We start from the raw sequence: 18,793 nt of genomic DNA on the forward strand, positions 1-18,793 counted from the left end.
TTGTCAATGAAGGAGGTTAAGCACGCTTTGGGACGCGACCAGGCGGTGGCCGATTGAGGTCAGGCGGGAACGCAGGTCATCTCCACCGGACAGACGGACGCGCATTGCTGTGCATCGAAGGCATCCTTGCATTCGGTGCACTTCTCCGGGTCGATTACGTAGGCGTCACCCTTGAACTTGATCGCACCGGAAGGGCATTCGAATTCGCAAGAACCGCATTGCGTGCATTGGGACGCGATGATCTTGAACGCCATTTCTCAACTCCTGCTTCGCTCAGACTGAGACACCTCAGGCCGTCGCCGCCAACGGTTTCACGCCAAATTCGGCGGCGTAGACCGCGCTGATCGCGGTCTCGATATGCTCACAACCATGATCATCCGTTGCGCGGATTCCGGCTCCCTTGAGCTGTTCCTTAGGGGAATCTCCGATCTTGGCGCACAGCACCACGTCGATGCCTTCGAGCGCAGCGATGACGCCTTCGAGCGTGGCGGCCTCGCCCCATCCGCCGAGGCAATATTGCTCGACTTTTCGATGCCCGACCAAGCAGATCGCGCTCGGCGAGACCTCGTAAATCTGGAATTCCCTCGCATGGCCGAAGTGCTCATTGACGCGGCCGCCGCCCTTCGTCGCCACCGCGACAAGGAGCGACTTGCCGCACCCCATTGCCTTGACCATTTCGATCGCCTGGCCCTTAGCCGCGACGTGATCGCCGCGCTCGCGGGCGACGACCTCCCGGTAAGCGTCGCGCTTGCTGGCGTCGTAGGTGACCTCCTCGGGAATCTGGTCCAGCGTGAATTCCTGGCCGCGATCCTGGCCGAGCAGGCCAATGGCATCGGCCCGGCACTGCCGGCAATGGCGCATCATTCTGGCGCCGCCTTGGACGCGATCTTGAAGCGCTTTCAGCTCCATCGCCTTTGGGACGCGTTGCCCGGCCAGGCCGTAATAGGTACCGTGCTGGGGGCTCGAAATCAGCGGCATGATGTTGTGCAGGAAGGCGCCGCGCTCCTTCACCCATCTATTCACCTCGACCAGGTGCTCGTCGTTGACGCCAGGGATCATCACCGAATTGATCTTGGTGAGAATGCCGCGCGCCGTCAGCATCTCCAGCCCCAACATCTGCCGCTCGTGCAGGATCCGGGCGGCTTCAATGCCGGTGTAGCGGCGGTGCTCGTAAAAGATCCAAGGATAGATCAGCGCGCCGACTTTCGGGTCGATCATATTGATGGTGATTGTCACATGGTCGACGTTCATATCGGCGAGCTCGGCGACATGGTCCGGCAGCGCGAGCCCATTGGTCGAGAGGCAAAGCTTGATGTCGGGGATTGTCTTGGCGACTTGTTCGAACGTCGCCTTTGTCTTGCTCCAGTCGTAACAGGCATCGCCCGGTCCGGCGATGCCGAGCACGGAAAGCTGCGGGACTTCATTGGCAACCGCGATCACCTTGCGCACCGCCTGGTCTGGAGTAAGCTTTTCCGAAACGACCCCAGGTCGGCTCTCGTTGGCACAGTCATATTTACGATTGCAATAGTTGCACTGGATATTGCAGGCTGGGGCGACCGCCACGTGCATCCGGGCGAAGTAATGGTGCGCGTCTTCAGAGTAGCACGGATGGTCCTTGACCTTCTCCCAAATAGCCGAATTCATGTCGCCGGAGTTTGCGGGCGAGCCGCAGGATGAAGGCGCGCTGCCACAGCGTATCGCCGTCGCCGGCCGGTCGAAGGATTTCGGGCCGGTCAGCCTGTCATGCGAATTCGGTGGGGACATCGAACGGGCCTGCTCCTGCGTGAAACGTCGCAGGTCAAGGTGCAATAGCTATGCCAACCCGAGACCATTGCGTTCACGCAACATCTTGGCTGGTCGTGTCTGATTTGTCGGTTTGCCAACGACCTGATTGTTGTCAGGCTTCCGACAGTGAAGGAGCGAATCGGTCACGGAACATGACCACCTCGGGCCTGCAGAGGGCGAAGGGGCGACACCAAGACATGACAATCGTTCAGACGCTTAGAACTTCTTCACCTCGATACCATGTCGGCGTATGGCATAGCCGACTTGCCGCGCTGTGAGGCCGAGAATACGAGCCGCCTTGGACTGATTCCAGCCGGCCCTTTCCATGGCGTCGAGCAGCCGGTCGCGCGTCAGAGGCGTGCCCATTGGAGGGCTGGAGCGATCATTCCGATCGCCGGTTGTGAAGGGCATTGCCTCGCCCGTCGAGCCGCAGATGCGGCTATCTGGCAACGGCGATTCCAAGGCAATCAGGTTACCCGGGGCGAGATTGTTGGTAGCGCCGGAAAGGTTGTCTCCTTTTCGGAGGCATATAGAAAAGCACTGGCCATGCTGGCAGGCGAAGTCCGAGGCAACGATTGTCGCCGAACGGGCGAGTGTAGCTGTCCTTTGAACGCAGTTTTCCAGCTCTCGAATGTTACCAGGAAAAGAGCATTGCGAGATCACATCGTAGGCCGATGGCGCGAAGGTGAGATCGCGATCGTTCTCTCTGTTGAATCGATCAAGAAAGACGTCCGCTAGGAGTCGGATGTCCCCGGGGCGCTCTCTCAGCGGAGGCAAGGTGATTGGTATCACATTAATGCGGTAATAAAGGTCGGCCCTGAACGCCCCATTCAGCACAGCCGTTTCGAGGTTTTTGTTGGTGGCGCATATAAGCCGGACATCGAACTTCAGCGTCCTGGTGCCGCCGACCCGCTCCAGTTCGCCTTCCTGCAGGACGCGCAGCAGCTTGGCTTGGAAGGCAGGCGAAATCTCGCCGATTTCATCGAGTAACAGGGTGCCGCCATGTGCCAATTCGAAACGGCCGGCGCGCTGCGAAATAGCTCCGGTAAAGGCGCCCTTTTCGTGCCCGAACAGCTCCGATTCCAGAACGGTTTCAGACAGCGCGGCGCAGTTCAATTTGACGAAGGGCTTATTCTTGCGAGGTGAGAGTTTGTGGATTGCCTTCGCGAAGGCTTCCTTGCCGGTGCCGCTTTCGCCACGCAAGAGCACGGCGGCATTTGTGCTTGCCACCACTGGGACGGTTTCGAGCACCTGCTTGAGCGCCGGACTTCTCCCCACGATTCCTTCGATTTTGGCGTGCTGATGTCGGTCACGATCCGTCCTTTTAACGCCCGGCGATTGCTCCTGGGTCTCTTCGGCAAGCCGCTGACCGTCCATGCTCGGCAGGCGATGAAGGCGGATGGTTTGCCCGGCCAGGACGGCGACCATGGTCAGAAAGCGTACGTCCTCTTCAAGGCAGACGTTCGTCGAGCCGTGCCCGAGGCGATCGATCGATAATGTTCCAATGGTTTCGTGCTGCGTTTTTAGGGGGACACCAATAAAGCTAACCGGGAGAGCGTCGCCGCTCGAGGGTATCTGGGGATCAACCTGAAACAGTTCAGACTGGCTGATATCGGGTGCGACGAACGGCGTCCCCGTAGCCACGATTTTGTCGATCACGGGCTGCGGTATGCTGCCGCAAGTGGCTGATTGTGGCGGATAGACGTTGCCGGCAGTTACGGCAAACTCGGGCTCTCCGTCAGGCTTCAGGACTATGATTTCTCCATGACGCATTTGCACAAACGAGGAGAGCAGGGTCATGAGATTGGCAAGCGTCGTCTCCAGCCGGGCGGGGGCGGTCAAGACCTTCGATATCTCATAGATTCCTCTGAGCGAGATATCCGCCCTGCGCATCGTCTCGATGGTGTCCCGAGGCTCTACTTTATCCACCTCGTTTTGGCGCATGTGATCCATGGAAGTGCCTCCGAGTTTGTCCAGGATGCTCTTGCCAAGCAGGCCTTTGCATTGAAGGTTTCAAATTGTGCCGCGGCACTACGAGTTCGTTCCCTCGCATTTCTCGTACTGTCAGCCGGTGGAGAGCAGACGCGGTCGATCTGAGGCTTGCAGTTGGTGCAAACGATCGTACCCAGCGAACAGATCCTATGGATTGCCGACCAGCGCCGCAAGACCCGTCATGGCGCGCCTCGTCATGGTGGTTCAAGCTCACATAGCAGAGCGATGGCGAAGATGCGCTGACCCACCGGCGTCGTTATCCCGTGCCTATCAATGCGCATTGCGGACATCCACAATGGCATCAGGCAAGGCGGCCGACCAACCGGTCGGCCGGTCCATCAGATCGACCAGAAGTGCGCCACCATCCGAGGTTTTCATTCCACCGTCAAACCGGCGACGGTGTGCTTTCAACAAGTCCAAAATCGATCTGATCCCTCATCACTCCGTTTGCATCAGGGCGCTCCTCGCGGCTACCGTGTTCCGCAAAATAACTTCCCCGATTCGGAACTCCGATGTACCCCAACAATGCGAAAAGGTGCTCGGTTACATGTGTAATGCGACGAGTTGCCGCAATTGTGGGTTGTGCCGGCCTCGCCCTGCTGCGCTGAATGCGCAAGTCATCCGAACTTGAAAAGGACACCGAAACCGCCCCGCGGATAGTCCCATTTGATCTCGCCACTGGCCTCGCACAACACGCGGCATGTGCCACACTCCATGCACCCGTCGGCAGCGATTTCAACTTGGCCGGTAGCATTCAGCTCATAGCATTTGGCCGGGCAGACGCGGGTCAACGCGAGCAGGTTGGCGCTCGGCGTTTGGTGAGGTCGCACTTTGATATGCGGGCGCCCTGCATCGATCAGGTAGCGGTTTTGAAATAGCTTGTCCTCGATGCGCAATGCCGTCACTGCAGTCGTCATCCAACTCTCCTTCAGCGCCAGGCGAAGGCCAGGCGGACCGCGTCGCTGACCAACCCCCAGCGCGAACGCGCGCTTATGAACGCAGCCGTGGTCGCCCTTTCCTTGTCGATTTTGGGCGTGCCGTCGACCCGCATGAAGTTCTGCGCCGCCTGCGAGATCAACTTCGGGTAGGTCATGAAGAAGTTGTTGGAATTCGTGTGCAGCAGGGCCGGCATGTCCTTGTGTTTTTTCAAGTCTTTGAGGACAAACGACTTGTTCAGCATGGCTTCATAGAGGGCGAGGTTCCGCCTGGTCGTCGGCAGGTTGCGGCTCTTGACCTGAACGATCGCCTCGCCGGCGATGCGGCCGGAGGTCATGGCGAGATTGGAACCCTCGCGGTGAACCGCGTTGTTCAATTGCGCGGCATCTCCAACCGCGACCCAACCGTCGCCGTAGAGCCGCGGGATCGCCTTGTAACCACCTTCGGGAATGAGATGAGCGGCATATTCCTTCACCTCCGAGCCCGCGATCAGCGGCTTGACCGAGGGGTGGTTCTTGAAGGCGTCGAGGAGACCATAAGGGCTCTCCATTTTTTCGGCGAAGTCGGAAACGAGGCAGCCGATGCCGAGCGAGATGGACTCCTTGTTGGTGTAGAGAAACGCGAGCCCGGTCATGCCGCGCGAGATGGTACCGGCCGCCTCGATCACGCAGCCTTCATTGCCCTTGAGTCCGAAGCGCTGCTCTATAAGTCCTTCAGGCAGAAAATGCATTTCCTTGACGGCGAGCGCCACGGTTTCGGGCCTCGGCATCTCGCGCACGCCCGCCCGTGTGCCAAGCAGCCCGTTGACGCCCTCTGCCAGGACGACCACGTCCGCCAGGATCGCTTCGCCACCTCGATCAGTGCGAACGCCGATTACCGTCCCCTTGGTATCGTGGGTGAGCTCCGTTGCCGTCGTCTCGCAAAGAACCGTCGCCCCGGCCTCGCGCACCTTGCGCGAAAACCATTTGTCGAACTGCGCACGGATGATCGTGTACCGGTTTGGCTTTGCCTCGTTGAAGTCGTCCGACCGATAGTGGACGCCGGCGTGGGACGTATTGTCCATCATCCAGAAGCGCTGTTCAATCAGATGCCGCTCAACCGGTGCGTCGTCCCGAAAATCCGGGATGATCTTCTCCAGCATGTCCGCGTACATGATGGCGCCCTGGACATTCTTGGAGCCTGGATACTCACCGCGCTCCAACTGCAACACCTTCAGCCCGCCGCTCGCCATTGTGAAAGCAGCTGCGTTCCCGGACATGCCGGCGCCAATGACAATGGCGTCGAATTTTTCCTCGACCATGACTTTCTCTCAGCTCGCAAGCTTATCGCGACTGTGCGGCGATAGCCGCCGGGTGAAGGCTTCCGTCAATGCTGGCAGGAAACGGATCGCGTCGGTGGCGATACCGACATGGGCGAAATCAAAAATCGGGGCGTTCGGGTTGGTGTTGATGGCCACGATCAGATCGGCCCCCTCGACGCCCACCCGGTGCTGGATGGCGCCCGAAATTCCGGCCGCGATGTAGAGCTTGGGCCGGATGGTCTTGCCGGTCTGGCCGATCTGCCGTTCAGCCGGCATCCAGCCCTTCTGAACCAGCGGGCGCGAACAGCCATACTCGGCGCCGAGCGCCCGCGCGAGCTTCGTTACAAGCTGCAGGTTCTCTGCGCCGCCCAGGCCGAGGCCACCCGCAATCACGACGTCGGCATAGGCGAGATTTGCCTTTGCCGATTGGGCATCCGGCAGGAAACCCAGGACCTTGGTGACGATCTCGTCCTCCACCATTGACAGCTTGAGCTCGACGATACGCCCGACCGGCTTTTCCACCCGCTGCGGCAAAGCCATGACCCTCGGTCGCACTGTCGCCATCTGCGGCCGGCAGTTGAGTGTATAGATCGTGCACAACAAGGAGCCACCGAAAGTCGGCCGCGTCGCGGCGAGCGAACCGTCGGGATCCACGTCGAGTTCGGTGCAGTCGGCCGTGAGCCCTGTCAGCAAGGTCGTCGCTACGGAACCAGCAAGATCCCGGCCACGCATGGTCGCGCCGAGGAGCAGGATCTCGGGTTTGTAGGTGTTGACCAGATCCGTCATTGCCTTGGTGAAAGGCTCGTTGCGGTAGTCGCCGAGCAGCGGCGCCTCGACGATGTAGACAAGATCGGCATCATAGGCGAAGGCCTCGGCGACGGCGTGCCAGGAGGCCTCGCCCGGCGGCCCGAGCACGACGCCGGCAAGCTGTACGCCAAGCTTGTCGGCGAGCTTGCGGCCTTCGCCCAACAGTTCGAAGGAGACAGGATGGACTTGGCCACGCTCCAGCTCGATGAAGACCCAGACGTGGTGGTAGTCCTTGAAATGCTCTGGAAGATCCTTCTTCATGCCAGCACGACCGGCGGCGGGAGGAGGGGGTTCTCGGTTTGCGTTCAACATCCTCTGCTCCTTGCCTTCAAGCGCCGTCGCAGGCCAGTTCGTGCTCCAGCGCTGGCTGGCGGGTGAAGATTGCAGCGATCAGTTCGTCAGCGAGATCGCGCAGAGCCTTGTCCGCAGTGTCGATTTGCACCGACTTCTCCGCCCTACCGGTCGGGGCGAAAACGCGCTTGACGACCGTCGGCGAGCCGCGAAGCCCACATTTTGTGAGGTCGTCGATCCCCGCGTCGGCCGCACTCCACGTCACGATCTCGCTGCGGGCGGCGCGCAGGGCATCCTGCAGCGAGCCGCGGCGGATCTCGTTGATGCCTTCCAGCACGGTAATCAGGCAAGGGAGCTTGCTCTTTAGCATCTGCGTGCCGCTTTCCGAGCGGCGCTCGACCGTGATCTCATGCGCATCGAGATCAATCGAGGCGATCTTGGCGATATAGGTCAGCTGCATGAGCTCAAGGCGCTTGGCGATGCCAGGCCCGACCTGGGCGGTGTCGCCGTCGATCGTCTGCTTGCCGGTGAAGACGATGTCTGGCGGGCCGAAGGTTTCACCGATCTTGGCGATTGCCTGAGAAAGAGCAAAGGAGGTTGCCAGGGTGTCGGAGCCGGCAAAGTAGCGGTCGGTCAACAGCACCGCGCGGTCCGCGCCATAGGTAAGCGCCTTGCGCAAGGCGTCCTCTGCCATAGGTGGACCCATGGTGAGTACCGTGACCTCGCCGCCATCCGCGTCGCGCAATCTGAGTGCTTCTTCGAGCGCGAACAGATCGTAGGGGTTGATGATGGTCGGCACACCCTGGCGCATGATCGTGTTCGTTACCGGATGGACGCGTATCTGCGCGGAGTCAGGGACCTGCTTGATACAAACGACAATGTGCATGGCGGTCCCTCTAGCCTCAATCCGGACAGCGCTTGGCGCTTCATGTGCTTGCACGCACCATTCGTGCCAACCCTTCGCATTCCCCTCATCCTTTGGAATGCCGCACTTGGCCTCCTTGGCGTGGTCGTCGAGCGCCGATTGGTCGGCTTCACGACATTGTCGGATGGCGGCCTTGTCGCATTCATTCCTTTCCGAACGGCTTCAGGATGGAGTCGAACGGGACGAAGGTACGACCCGGCGTGGCCGGCTGATCTGGATCGTGGTCTTTGAGCACTTTGAAGACCCGATGGGCGAGCGGCGATGATGTCGCGAAGTCCTCATAGGCGCGTGCCAGTGTGCTGCGCGCTCGCGCGGCGATCACCCCGTCAGGTAGGTCGCCGAAATCCTCCTCGGCGAGGTATTGGCCCATGCGCTTCATGATGTGGAGCCGCAAGACATTGAGCACCTTCGGATCATAGGAGACACCAAGCAGCGCGAAGAACTCCTCCGCAGCCGACAAGCCTTGCAAACGCGCAAGGATATTGGTGACGTCGATCATCGGCCTGTCGGCGGGACAGTGGCTCATGGCAATCTCCCTGGTCGGAAATGGTGATCTCGGCGGTATTGGTGGACGCTGACGTCGCTGCGGCGTTCCGCAAGTCCCAGCGCGAGATGCGGACGATGTGAAGCGCTGCTTGTCGAAGGCGATTTGCGCGCGTCGGGAACGTTGGGCCCGCACAGACGCAAAGGGATGGCGAGAAGACGACATCGCCGGCCCTCATTCGATGTCATGCGTTTGGACAGCCTCGTTACACAGCCTGTCGTAAAGCTCGATCAGCTGTGTCGCGGTGACGGTCGATTTGGACTCGGCCGCCTTGGCGCGCACGCGGGCGACCATCACGGCTGCCAGATCCGGATCGAGATCGCGGCCGCTTTTGCTGAGCACATGGGCAATCGCGGTGGCGCCGGAATGCTTGCCGATGACGAGACGACGGCGTCGGCCGACGAGATTCGGATCGAGCCCCTGATAGGTGCGGCAATCGCGCAGCAATCCAGCAACATGGATGCCGGATTCGTGGGTGAAAACGTCGGCGCCCACGATCGGCTTGATCGCTGCCGTTGGCCGGCAGGCGGCCCGCGCCACCTGGGCGGTGAGATCGGGCAATGCGGTCAGGTCGATGCCGGTGTCAACTCCGTCCAGGACGGCCATCGCAACGGCCACCTCTTCCAGCGCAGCATTGCCGGCGCGCTCGCCCAGCCCGCCGACGGTGACGGAGACATGGCGCGCGCCCGCGCGGATCGCGGCCAGTGTGTTGGCGGAGGCAAGACCGAGGTCGTTGTGGCCATGAAATTCGAGGTCGATAGCAGATTGCGCGGCAAGCTCGGTGACAAGGTCGAAGGTGGAAAAGGGGTCGAGAACGCCTGTCGTGTCGGCCAGCCTGACGCGGCTTGCGCCAGCGCGCGCCGCCGTCTCGATCACACGGGCGAGATGATCCCAGTCGGCTCGTGAGGCATCCTCGCAGCCGACCGCCACGAAGAAGTCGCAGGCGGCTGCGCGCCCGACAAGATGCTCGATAAGTTCAAGCGCCCGCGGCTGATCGAGCCCGAGCTTGGCGCTGAGCTGGATGTCGGATGCAGGCAGCGACAGATTGACCGCGGTAACGCCGCACGCGATTGCCGCGTCGAGATCCGGCGACGTCATCCGGCACCAGGCGGTGAGCCGAACCGGGAGACGCAGCGCGATCGCGGCCCGAATGGCGTCGATTTCGTCGGCGCCCATGGCCGGCGTGCCGATCTCGATCTCCGGCACGCCGGCTGCCGCAAGCGACTCGACGATCTCCAGCTTTTCCGCTGTAGTGAAGACGACGCCGGGTGCCTGCTCACCATCGCGCAACGTCGTATCGTTGAGAAAGACCGGACCTTTCATGAGCGGACTATCGGCTTTTCTGGTCTGCTGAGATTCGGATATTTAGATCCCATCGCCATATCCGTTGAAGATCGGCGATGGCGCACGCAGCATCTCAACCAGCCCAGGCATGACCTCGAGCACTCGGTCGACATCCTTCTCGTCATTGTCACGCGACAAGGAGAACCGGATTGCTCCTTGTGCCGCCGTGTGGGGAATATTCATCGCCCTCAGGACATGGCTCAGTTCCTGCGAGCCGCAGGAGCAGGCCGAGCCGGAGGAACAGGCGATCCCCTCGCGATTGAGGAGAAGCAGCATGCCATCGCTCTCTATATTTTCGAAGGCAATGGTGCTGGTATTTGGCAGCCGCTGCTCCAGGTCGCCGGTCACGAAAGCGTTTGGAATACTCTGGAGAAGTCCGGTCTCCAGGCGGTCACGGAGAGACTTTATCCGCGTGCTCTGTTCATCGATGAATTTCAAGGCGAGTTCGGCTGCCTTGCCAAGGCCGACGATGCCAGGGGTATTCTCTGTGCCCGCACGCCGATTGCGCTCCTGGTGCCCCCCCTTGATCAGCGAACCGAAGTGCACGCCGCGCTTGATATAAAGCGCCCCGATCCCTTTGGGGCCGTGCAGCTTGTGGCCGGAAAGCGAGACCATGTCGATGGCTGTCGATTTCAGGTCCATGGGAAGTTTGCCGACCGCCTGCACCGCGTCTGTATGGAAAAGGGCGCCGACTTCCTTGGCCAATTCAGCAAGCTCGACCAAAGGAAATATCGTACCGGTCTCGTTGTTTGCCCACATGATCGACACGACTGCCACGTTCGGCGTGAGGGCGGCCTTGTACGCGACGACATCGAGCCGGCCCTGGCGGTCCACCGGAATCCTATGCACCTTGACGTCGCGCGTCGTCTCAACATGCGCGCAGAGCGCCAGCACAGCCGGATGCTCGACCATGGAAGTCACGATCTCTGTGCGGCGAGGCATCGCCTCCAGCCCCGCAAGGATCGCCGCATTATCGCTTTCGGTTCCACCCGAGGTGAAGGCGATCTCATCTTCGAAAGCCGCGCCGATCAGCGCTTGCAGCTGTTGGCGCGCCTTCTGCACCGCCACGCCGGCTGCAGCGCCAAATTCGTGCTTCGACGAAGGATTGCCGAACTGATCCATAAAAAGCGGCCGCATCGCGTCAAAGACTTCAGGATCGACTCGTGTCGTTGCGTTGTTGTCGAGATAGATCTGGCTCATGGGGCCTCCTGGTGAGCGAGACACGTGCAGCGCAGACCCAGCGCCTTGCCTGCAGCGTCGTCATTTCGCGGCCGCCAGCCTCCCGCTTGGGACGGAACTGTTTCGGCAGCGACGTTCTCGCATCCCGCCCGCAGCGATCCCCGCTCCCGGAATGGCCTCGACTGTGCCTTGTTCTTCAGGGCAAGGACATGTGTTACGCCCGCCATACAGGTCTGCGCTGCCGCGATGGGTCCGTCGCTCCGACGCGATTAGCCGAAGGACTTCCCACAGGCGCATTTCTCCGTCGCGTTCGGATTGTCGAAGATAAAGCCGGAGGATTCGAACCCGGTGACGAAATCGACGGTCATGCCCGCGACATAGGGTTGAGTATCTGCGTCCACGAACACCCTGACCCCGTCTGTCTTGATGACCGCATCGCCCTCGCGGGCCAGGCTTTCCAGGCCCATGAGATACTTCAATCCCGCGCAGCCGCCACTCTCGATCATGATGCGCAAACCTTCGGCCGGCTCGTCGGCTTGGGAAAGGGCGGTCTTGATCGCGGCGACTGCATTTTCGGTGAGCGTGATCATGGGACGATTTCTCCTCGGTCCGCGATGCGTTCGCGGACGGCACCGCACTTACCGTGCCAAAACAGAAAGTCGCTGTCTAAACAACGCGATAGCCGTGGCACAGCTCTCGGACGAATGTCTAACACCGTCGGACATCGGACAACGCGTCACACGGTTGGATCGCGTGTGACTGGGATCGTCCTGCGCCTGCGCTATGTCTGGCAATCAACCCACTGTCGGGTTTGTCGAGCCCACGACATGGCGATGTTCGGCCTGGCTCTCTGGTGGCTCCTTCAAGCCTTTGAAAACTAGCAGAATTCTTTTGTGACGCTCTTCCTGCTCGCTTGGCATGACTTTTGATGCCTCATCGCTAGCCGGCAGGAGAAGCGGTGGCCGGCATTGGCGGCGCGGGTGACATCGCGATCGATAGAACGAAGGAAGGACAGCAACGTGTCAGGTCTGCCTCGGTTCCTCATTCAACCGGCAAAGTGGTGCCGGCATTGGCCGCCGCCCCAAATGCGCGCGCCGCCATTGTCATCCTTGGGCGAAGGATCTTGATCGTCGGCCGCGATACCCGACCCATCGGGCAACAACCGGTCTTGGACGTTTCGGAAATTCACCGAGACCCCTAACAAACCGGTTGACGCTAAGATCGCGGCCAGCACGAGCACGCGAAGAGATCAACGCCGGCGCGCGGCCATAGCGTCGGCCGGTCTTCGCGTGCCGAACTGCGGGGCGTCCTGCCCCGCAGTTCCCCGCCATCGCCTCAGCGCTTTCCCCTGCACAAGGTGACCGAGCTCGAGTCCGACTAGGGGCGACCTGCTGCTAACGCGTGCTCGGCCAGTGACCGTGAACACTTGGACGGCAAGGAATAGCGCACGGCTTGCCGTCGTAATGATCTCCGGCCGCCTTGGTCTTTCACGGGCTCAACTCAGCCCTCTCCACGGCTCAGAAAAACAGATCTGGAACATACGCCCGTGAACCGTGACGTCATCGACAGCGCGACCTATCCGAGGAAATCGTTCGCGCATGTGGAGGCGGCAGGCTGGGGTCGGGGCCTAAGCACACTCGTGCGTATCAGCCGCATGAATCTGTGGCACCCGTGGCAGGTTGCCTTCGCTATCGGCTCGACTCTCGTCGCAGCGACCCTCCAACTGCTTATTCCTCAACTGATCGGTCGCGCAGTTGACCAGGTCCAGACAGCCAACAACGGCGATTTCTCTGCGGGAGCCGTGGAACAAGCGCTTTGGACCACGGCTCTCTTGCTGCTTGCGGTCAGCGTGCTGCGCGGTGTTTTCACGATGACACAGACCTATTTCGCCGAATCGGTTGGGCATCACATCGCATACGAGCTGCGGCTCGCCTGTTATGAGAAGATCCAGCGCCTGAGCTTCTCCTTTCATGACCGGAGGCATTCAGCCGATCTGATCACGATCTGCATGCTCGATCTGGAAGGCGTGTGGATCTATTTTTCCAGCGCCGTGGTCCGCGCCGTGCTGCTCACCATGCTAATCGGAATCGGCGCCTATATGCTGCTGTCCACCAATCTGGTGCTCGGCCTCTTGGCGCTGAGTTTCGTTCCCTTCGTCGGATGGCGCTCATCGGTCACCCAGCTCAGGCTCCGCGCCACCTGGCTGGACCTGCAAGAGCGACTTTCGGTCCTGAGCCGCGTCATGGAGGAAAATCTCTGCGGCATCCGCGTTGTCCGAGCCTTTTCGGCTCAGGCTCATGAGATGCTGAAGTTCGAGCGTGCCTCGAAGAGCGCCCTGGCGCTTGCCCAGCAACGCGTTGACATTCACGTGCGCAACAGTTCGGCGATGACCTTCTCCTTTTGGGTTGCCACGGGGCTGGTCCTCTGGATTGGCGGCAACAAGGTTATCGCTGGTGAGATCAGCGTCGGAACGCTTGCGAGCTTCCTGACATTCATGACCATCTTGCAAATGCCGGTCCGCCAAATCGGCTTGATGGTCAATGGCTTCGCTCGCGCTTCAACCTGCGGATCGCGTCTGTTGGAGTTCCTCGACCTCGATATCATGATTAAGGACGCTCCCGATGCGAAGCCCCTCGAGATCAGCGAGGGCACTATGCGCTTCGACAATGTCTCGTTCGCTTATCCTAGCGCTGAAGACCGCCCGATCCTGAAGAATATCAGTTTCAAGGCCCGCAAGGGCGAGACGATCGCAATCGTTGGTCCACCCGGATCGGGCAAGTCGACGATGGCTCATCTGATCCCCCGCTTTTACGATGTCACTGGCGGCACCATCTCGCTTGACGGGCAAGATATCCGCAACGTCACCCTTTCCACGTTGCGTAGAGCGGTCGCGGTCGTGCAACAGGATGCGTTTCTGTTCACCACAACGATCGAGAACAATATCGCTTATGGCGATCCCTGGGCCAGGGAACCGCGTATTGCGGGCGCCTGCGAGTCCGCCCAACTGCACAACTACATCCTCGGCCTGCCCGCTGGCTACAAGACGGTCGTGGGCGAACGCGGCGTTTCCCTCTCGGGCGGCCAGCGTCAGCGTCTCACGATTGCCCGCGCCATGATGCTGCGCCCGTCAGTCATTGTCTTCGACGACTCCACTGCGGCGATCGATGCCGATACGGAACAGCGCATACGCTCTTCGATGCGGCGCTTCGCCAAGGATCGCGTGACGATCATCATTGCCCACCGGCTGAGCTCACTCATGCACGCTGATCAAATCCTGTTCATCGCCAATGGCGAGGTCGTTGAACGCGGCACTCATCAACAGCTTCTGGCCAAGGGGGGGCGCTACAAAGCCCTTCATGACCTCCAGTTGCGCCCCGGCGATGGCATGTTGACCCCGCATGGGGGCGCGAGCTGATGGCCCATCCCGGCGAAGTTGAAACCGAGCGCAATGATATGCGCGATTTCGGTACGCGCCCGCCGCGCGCAGTTGTCGGCTCGCACCGCATCGAAGAAGAGATATTCGGACGGGCCTTCGACAAGAACATTGTCCGGCGGATCTGGGCCTTCGTCGGACCCTACCGGGCAAAGCTGGTTATCTCAATAGCCGCGGTACTGATCTTCGCCGCCACGCAGCTTCTCATTCCGCTAATCATCCGCTATGCGATTGAGCACGGCATGCGTCCCGGGAGCGATGATCGCTCTGCCCTGCTAGCGGCTGCCGGCGCCTTTCTGGTCACGATTTTGCTCAATTTCGCAGCCAGCTACACGCAAGACACAGTGATCAGCAAAATGGCCGAGAATGTTATCTTCGATATTCGCCGCGCCATGTTCGCCCATCTTCAGAAGGTGTCGCTCTCCTTTATGGACAGGACCGAGGTCGGGCGTTTGATGTCGCGCTTACAGGGCGACGTCAATTCGATGCACGAATTCCTCCAGACCTCAGTGCTTTCGGTGGGCGATATTGCCCTTCTTTTGGGCATCGTCTCCGTCATGCTGTGGCTGGACTTTCGGCTGGGACTCCTTACGCTGTCTGTCTTGCCAGTTCTGTTCATCGTACGCTTGTTCTGGCTGCCGCACGCCCGCGATGCCTTCACGACCGCGCAGGAATTTAATTCAGTCGCCAATGGCGCGCTGGCTGAGGCCATTCATGGCGTGCGGGCCGTGCAATCCATGGATCGCCAGCAAGTCAATTTTCTCCTCTACGACGACAAGGCCCGGGCCAGTCTCAAGAAGCATCTGATTGGCGACAAATATGCCCAGATCATGGTGCCGATTGTCGACAGCCTCATGGGCCTCGCCACAGCCGTCGTCATCGTCGTCGGCGGTTCAAAGGTCATGAATGGCCGCATCGATGTGGGCGTGATGATCGTATTCCTTTTCTACATCCAGCGCTTCTTCGATCCGATCCGCTCACTCACTGCACAGTACTCGGTCATGCAACGCGCAATGGCGTCGGGCAAGCGACTGACGGACGTGCTCGACGTCGAGATCGAAATTCATGACAAGCCCGACGCCAAGGTGCTTTCGCCGCTGATGGACGGCTCGGTCGAATTCAGGAACGTCACGTTCGGCTACGATCCCAATTATCCGGTGCTGAAGAATGTCTCCTTCCGGGTCAATCCAGGCGATACGGTCGCGCTGGTCGGCCCGACCGGCTCAGGCAAATCGAGCGCGATGGCGCTTCTCCACCGCTTCTATGAAGTCCAGCATGGCCAGGTGCTGGTCGGCGGACATGATGTGCGCGATCTTACGCAGGAATCGCTCGGACGTCAGGTCGCCATGGTCCTGCAGGAGCCGTTCCTCTTCACTGGAACGGTGTTCAACAACATCCGCTACCACAAGACGGACGCTACGCGCGACGACGTGATGAATGCCGCTAAGGCCGTCGGGGCCCATGACTTCATCATGAGCCTGGACGGCGGCTACGACGCCACGCTCGGCGAGCGCGGCGGCAATCTCTCACTGGGCCAGTGCCAACTCATCAGTTTCGCTCGCGCTCTCGTGGCCGATGCCAAGATCCTTATCCTTGACGAGGCGACTGCCAATATCGACAGCTACACGGAAATGCTGATCCAGAAGGCTCTGGCAAGAGTTCTTGAAGGCCGCACCGGCCTCGTGATTGCTCACCGTCTTGCCACGATCCGCGGTGCCGACCGCATCATCGTGCTCCAGAACGGACGAGTGGTCGAAAGCGGCAACCACGATCAGCTGATGGCCATCGGCGGGCTATACTCGAAACTCTACAACCTCAACTATGCGTCGTTCAACGACATTCCGGACGAGGAGCAAATCGATATCACGCCGCAAGCGGGCTCCCAGACCTGAGGCCAGCCGAGACCGCCACGCCAAGGCCGCAACAAGAAACGGGGCGCTGGACGAAGTGCAGTTATCCATAGTCTACGTGGCTGAAGCTATGTCGCTGTCCGTGTGCAGTTGCCGGGAAAGGCGCTGCGGTCGAAAGCTGCGCTATCCGAAGAAAACGAAAGCCGCGTCACACGAGCAACACCGCCCACGCGATTGGGGTCAAAAATCCGTTCGTCGGCGGACCAGCCAGCCAAGATGTGATGGCTATTAACGCCACCCACGCATTTGGCGGCGGCGTTGCACCGAAGAGGGGATGTTCATCGCCTCGCGGTATTTTGTGACGGTGCGGCGCGCAATGTCGAAGCCGGTTTCCTTGAGCTGGACAGCAATGTCCTCGTCGGAAAGCACGTTGTCAGGGGTTTCGACACCGACGATTGCCTTGATGCGATGGCGGACGGCTTCAGCGGAGTGTTCGTCGCCGTGTTGGGAGGAGCCGATCGCGACGGTGAAAAAATACTTCAGTTCGAACACGCCACGCGGCGTGAGCATGTACTTGTTGGACGTCACCCGACTTACAGTCGATTGATGCATGTTGATCACCTCAGCGACAGCTCTGAGATTGAGAGGCCGCAGATGAGCGACGCCATGGCGCAAGAAGCCATCCTGCTGGCGGACGATTTCAGCCGCTACCTTAAGGATCGTTTTGGCGCGTTGATCGAGGCTGCGGACCAGCCAATTCGCATTCGCCAGGCATTCGTTGAGAAATGCCTGATCTTTAGGGTCCTGGGCGGTTCGGCGCGAGACTTCGACGAAATAGCTTTGGTTGATCAGAACCTTGGGCAGCGTATTCGGATCCAGTTCGACCTGCCACCCACTCCCGTGCGAGGGCAGGACCCAGACGTCGGGTATGATGGATTCGGGCCCTCCGGATTGGAATTTGTTTCCAGGCTTGGGATCCAGCGCCTGGATTTCGTGCAACATGTCGACAAGGTCTTCTTCATCCACGCCGCAATGCCGCTTCAATGCCTTAAAATCGCGTTGCGCGAGCATCTCAAGATTTGCGACCAAAGCCGCCATCGCCGGATCGAACCGGTCTCGCTGACGCAGTTGTATCTCGAGACATTCGCTGAGAGTTCGCGCAAATATTCCAGGCGGATCGAAAAGCTGCAGAGTTCCAAGAACACGTTCCACCACAGCCTCCGGAACATTTAAGCTTTCAGCCAACTCCAAAACGTTGACCCGGACATATCCAGTGTCCTCCAGATAACCGGCAAGCTCGCCAGCAATCAGCCGCTCCTGTGGCGTGAAAACAGTCAGGGCGATCTGACCAGCGACATGCTCGTGCAGTGTTTCGGGGGTGGCGACAAACGTCTCTAGGGCAGGGCTTTCTCCGGGCGACATGCCGGTCGTGTCGCGGGTTGACTTCTGTTGCGTCAGCCGCTCCGAGGGCTCGGCCCTTGGCCCATTGACGTCTCCTTCGCGGTCGCCGATGGGCCGATCCTCCCCCGGAATGGCCGAAACACCACCATAAGGCTCGTCATTGTTTTCGGTCAGCTCCAAAAGCGGGTTTTTCTCGACTTCCTGCTCAACGAATTGATGCAATTCAGCATGCGCCAGTTGCAGCAAGCGGATCGACGCAATGAGCTGCGGTGTTAGAACCTGAGATTGCCTCTGGCTCTGAATCAGACTTGCTGAGGTCTTCATACTACCGCGAACTCCCGTCGAGCGATGCAGCTAGGGTCTGGGTGATGGACCGTGTGAGCGGTCTGCTTCCGCTGGCCATTTCGCGGCCGTGAATTTGAGGCCCCTAAGCGCTTCAAGAACCGTCTGCGGCGACGAAACGCCATAGGGGTCGGTGTCGCAATTGTCGGCGAAACCTTCCTCCTCGAACCACTGCTCCACCACACCGTCATTGACGACAGCGGCGTAACGCCAGGATCGCATTCCGAAGCCGAGATTGTGCTTGGCGACCAGCATGCCCATCTTGCGCGTGAACTCGCCCGAGCCGTCCGGGATGAGCTTGACCTTGCGAAGCCCCAAGGCGTTGCCCCACGCATTCATGACGAAGGCGTCGTTGACGGAGACGCAGTAGATCGCGTCAATTCCCTCTTTCTCAAACTCATCATAGAGCTTTTCGAAATCGGGCAATTGGTAGGTCGAGCAGGTCGGGGTGAAGGCGCCAGGCAGCGAAAACAGGATGACGCGCTTGCCTGTGAAATAATCGTCGGATGTGTAGTCTGCCCAGCGGTAGGGGTTTGGCACCCCAACGAAGTCGTCGCGAACCCGTGTGCGAAAGGTAACAGACGGAATTTTCTTATTAACGGTCATCAAAATCGCTCCTCTGGAAGGGAAACTTTCGCACTGCTTCTCGCTTTGGGTTGAGGCA

Annotated in this window: 15 protein-coding genes; 2 read left to right on the plus strand and 13 right to left on the minus strand. The window is 60.0% G+C overall.

Going from position 1 to position 18,793, the window contains the following annotated elements; translation table 11 throughout:
* Positions 1-59 precede the first annotated feature (59 nt).
* From YU3_RS0125680 to YU3_RS0125740, 11 genes are all read right to left on the minus strand, one after another.
* On the minus strand, positions 60-254 hold the full coding sequence (locus tag YU3_RS0125680) for a 4Fe-4S binding protein (RefSeq protein ID WP_027168893.1): 195 nt from the start codon (positions 252-254) through the stop codon (positions 60-62).
* Between the two features lie 34 nt (positions 255-288).
* Entirely contained in the window at positions 289-1,764 is a 1,476-nt protein-coding gene (nifB, locus tag YU3_RS0125685; protein WP_027168894.1) for a nitrogenase cofactor biosynthesis protein NifB, read from the minus strand.
* A 237-nt stretch (positions 1,765-2,001) separates the two neighbouring features.
* A complete protein-coding gene (gene nifA / locus YU3_RS0125690) occupies positions 2,002-3,738 on the minus strand; it encodes a nif-specific transcriptional activator NifA (RefSeq protein WP_027168895.1) in 1,737 nt (578 codons plus the stop codon).
* A 656-nt stretch (positions 3,739-4,394) separates the two neighbouring features.
* Positions 4,395-4,694, minus strand: a complete 300-nt coding sequence (locus tag YU3_RS0125700; RefSeq protein ID WP_027168896.1) for a ferredoxin family protein — start codon at positions 4,692-4,694, stop codon at positions 4,395-4,397.
* An 11-nt stretch (positions 4,695-4,705) separates the two neighbouring features.
* Positions 4,706-6,013, minus strand: coding sequence for an FAD-dependent oxidoreductase (locus YU3_RS0125705; protein WP_027168897.1), 1,308 nt, complete (start codon positions 6,011-6,013; stop codon positions 4,706-4,708).
* 9 nt (positions 6,014-6,022) lie between these two features.
* Positions 6,023-7,132, minus strand: a complete 1,110-nt coding sequence (locus tag YU3_RS0125710; protein WP_027168898.1) for an electron transfer flavoprotein subunit alpha/FixB family protein — start codon at positions 7,130-7,132, stop codon at positions 6,023-6,025.
* A gap of 16 nt (positions 7,133-7,148) precedes the next feature.
* Positions 7,149-7,997 (minus strand): electron transfer flavoprotein subunit beta/FixA family protein, encoded by an 849-nt coding sequence (locus YU3_RS0125715; RefSeq protein ID WP_027168899.1) that lies wholly within the window; start codon positions 7,995-7,997, stop codon positions 7,149-7,151.
* Positions 7,998-8,178: 181 nt separating this feature from the next.
* Entirely contained in the window at positions 8,179-8,535 is a 357-nt protein-coding gene (gene nifW, locus YU3_RS0125720) for a nitrogenase stabilizing/protective protein NifW (RefSeq protein WP_245273665.1), read from the minus strand.
* 219 nt (positions 8,536-8,754) lie between these two features.
* Positions 8,755-9,903: a homocitrate synthase gene (gene nifV, locus YU3_RS0125730; RefSeq protein WP_027168901.1), complete on the minus strand. Its 1,149-nt coding sequence runs from the start codon at positions 9,901-9,903 to the stop codon at positions 8,755-8,757.
* Positions 9,904-9,945: 42 nt separating this feature from the next.
* Positions 9,946-11,124, minus strand: a complete 1,179-nt coding sequence (nifS, locus tag YU3_RS0125735; RefSeq protein WP_027168902.1) for a cysteine desulfurase NifS — start codon at positions 11,122-11,124, stop codon at positions 9,946-9,948.
* Positions 11,125-11,372: 248 nt separating this feature from the next.
* Positions 11,373-11,693, minus strand: coding sequence for an iron-sulfur cluster assembly accessory protein (locus tag YU3_RS0125740; RefSeq protein ID WP_027168903.1), 321 nt, complete (start codon positions 11,691-11,693; stop codon positions 11,373-11,375).
* 1,064 nt (positions 11,694-12,757) lie between these two features.
* Here YU3_RS0125740 and YU3_RS0125750 point away from each other — a divergent pair.
* Complete coding sequence (locus YU3_RS0125750; protein ID WP_245273668.1) at positions 12,758-14,518, plus strand: ABC transporter ATP-binding protein; 1,761 nt, start codon at positions 12,758-12,760, stop codon at positions 14,516-14,518.
* A complete protein-coding gene (locus YU3_RS0125755; RefSeq protein ID WP_027168906.1) occupies positions 14,518-16,428 on the plus strand; it encodes an ABC transporter ATP-binding protein in 1,911 nt (636 codons plus the stop codon). Before YU3_RS0125750 ends, YU3_RS0125755 begins: the two co-directional genes overlap by 1 nt.
* A 246-nt stretch (positions 16,429-16,674) precedes the next feature.
* Here YU3_RS0125755 and rpoN read toward each other — a convergent pair whose 3' ends face one another.
* Together rpoN and YU3_RS37595 are read right to left on the minus strand one after the other, a co-directional pair.
* Positions 16,675-18,111, minus strand: coding sequence for an RNA polymerase factor sigma-54 (gene rpoN / locus YU3_RS37590; RefSeq protein WP_036259577.1), 1,437 nt, complete (start codon positions 18,109-18,111; stop codon positions 16,675-16,677).
* Between the two features lie 30 nt (positions 18,112-18,141).
* Positions 18,142-18,735 carry a peroxiredoxin gene (locus tag YU3_RS37595; RefSeq protein ID WP_051334091.1) on the minus strand — a complete coding sequence of 198 codons (594 nt, stop codon included), beginning with the start codon at positions 18,733-18,735 and terminating at the stop codon, positions 18,142-18,144.
* Between the last annotated feature and the right edge of the window lie 58 nt (positions 18,736-18,793).

Source organism: Mesorhizobium sp. WSM3224 (assembly GCF_000427725.1).
Lineage (GTDB): Bacteria > Pseudomonadota > Alphaproteobacteria > Rhizobiales > Rhizobiaceae > Mesorhizobium.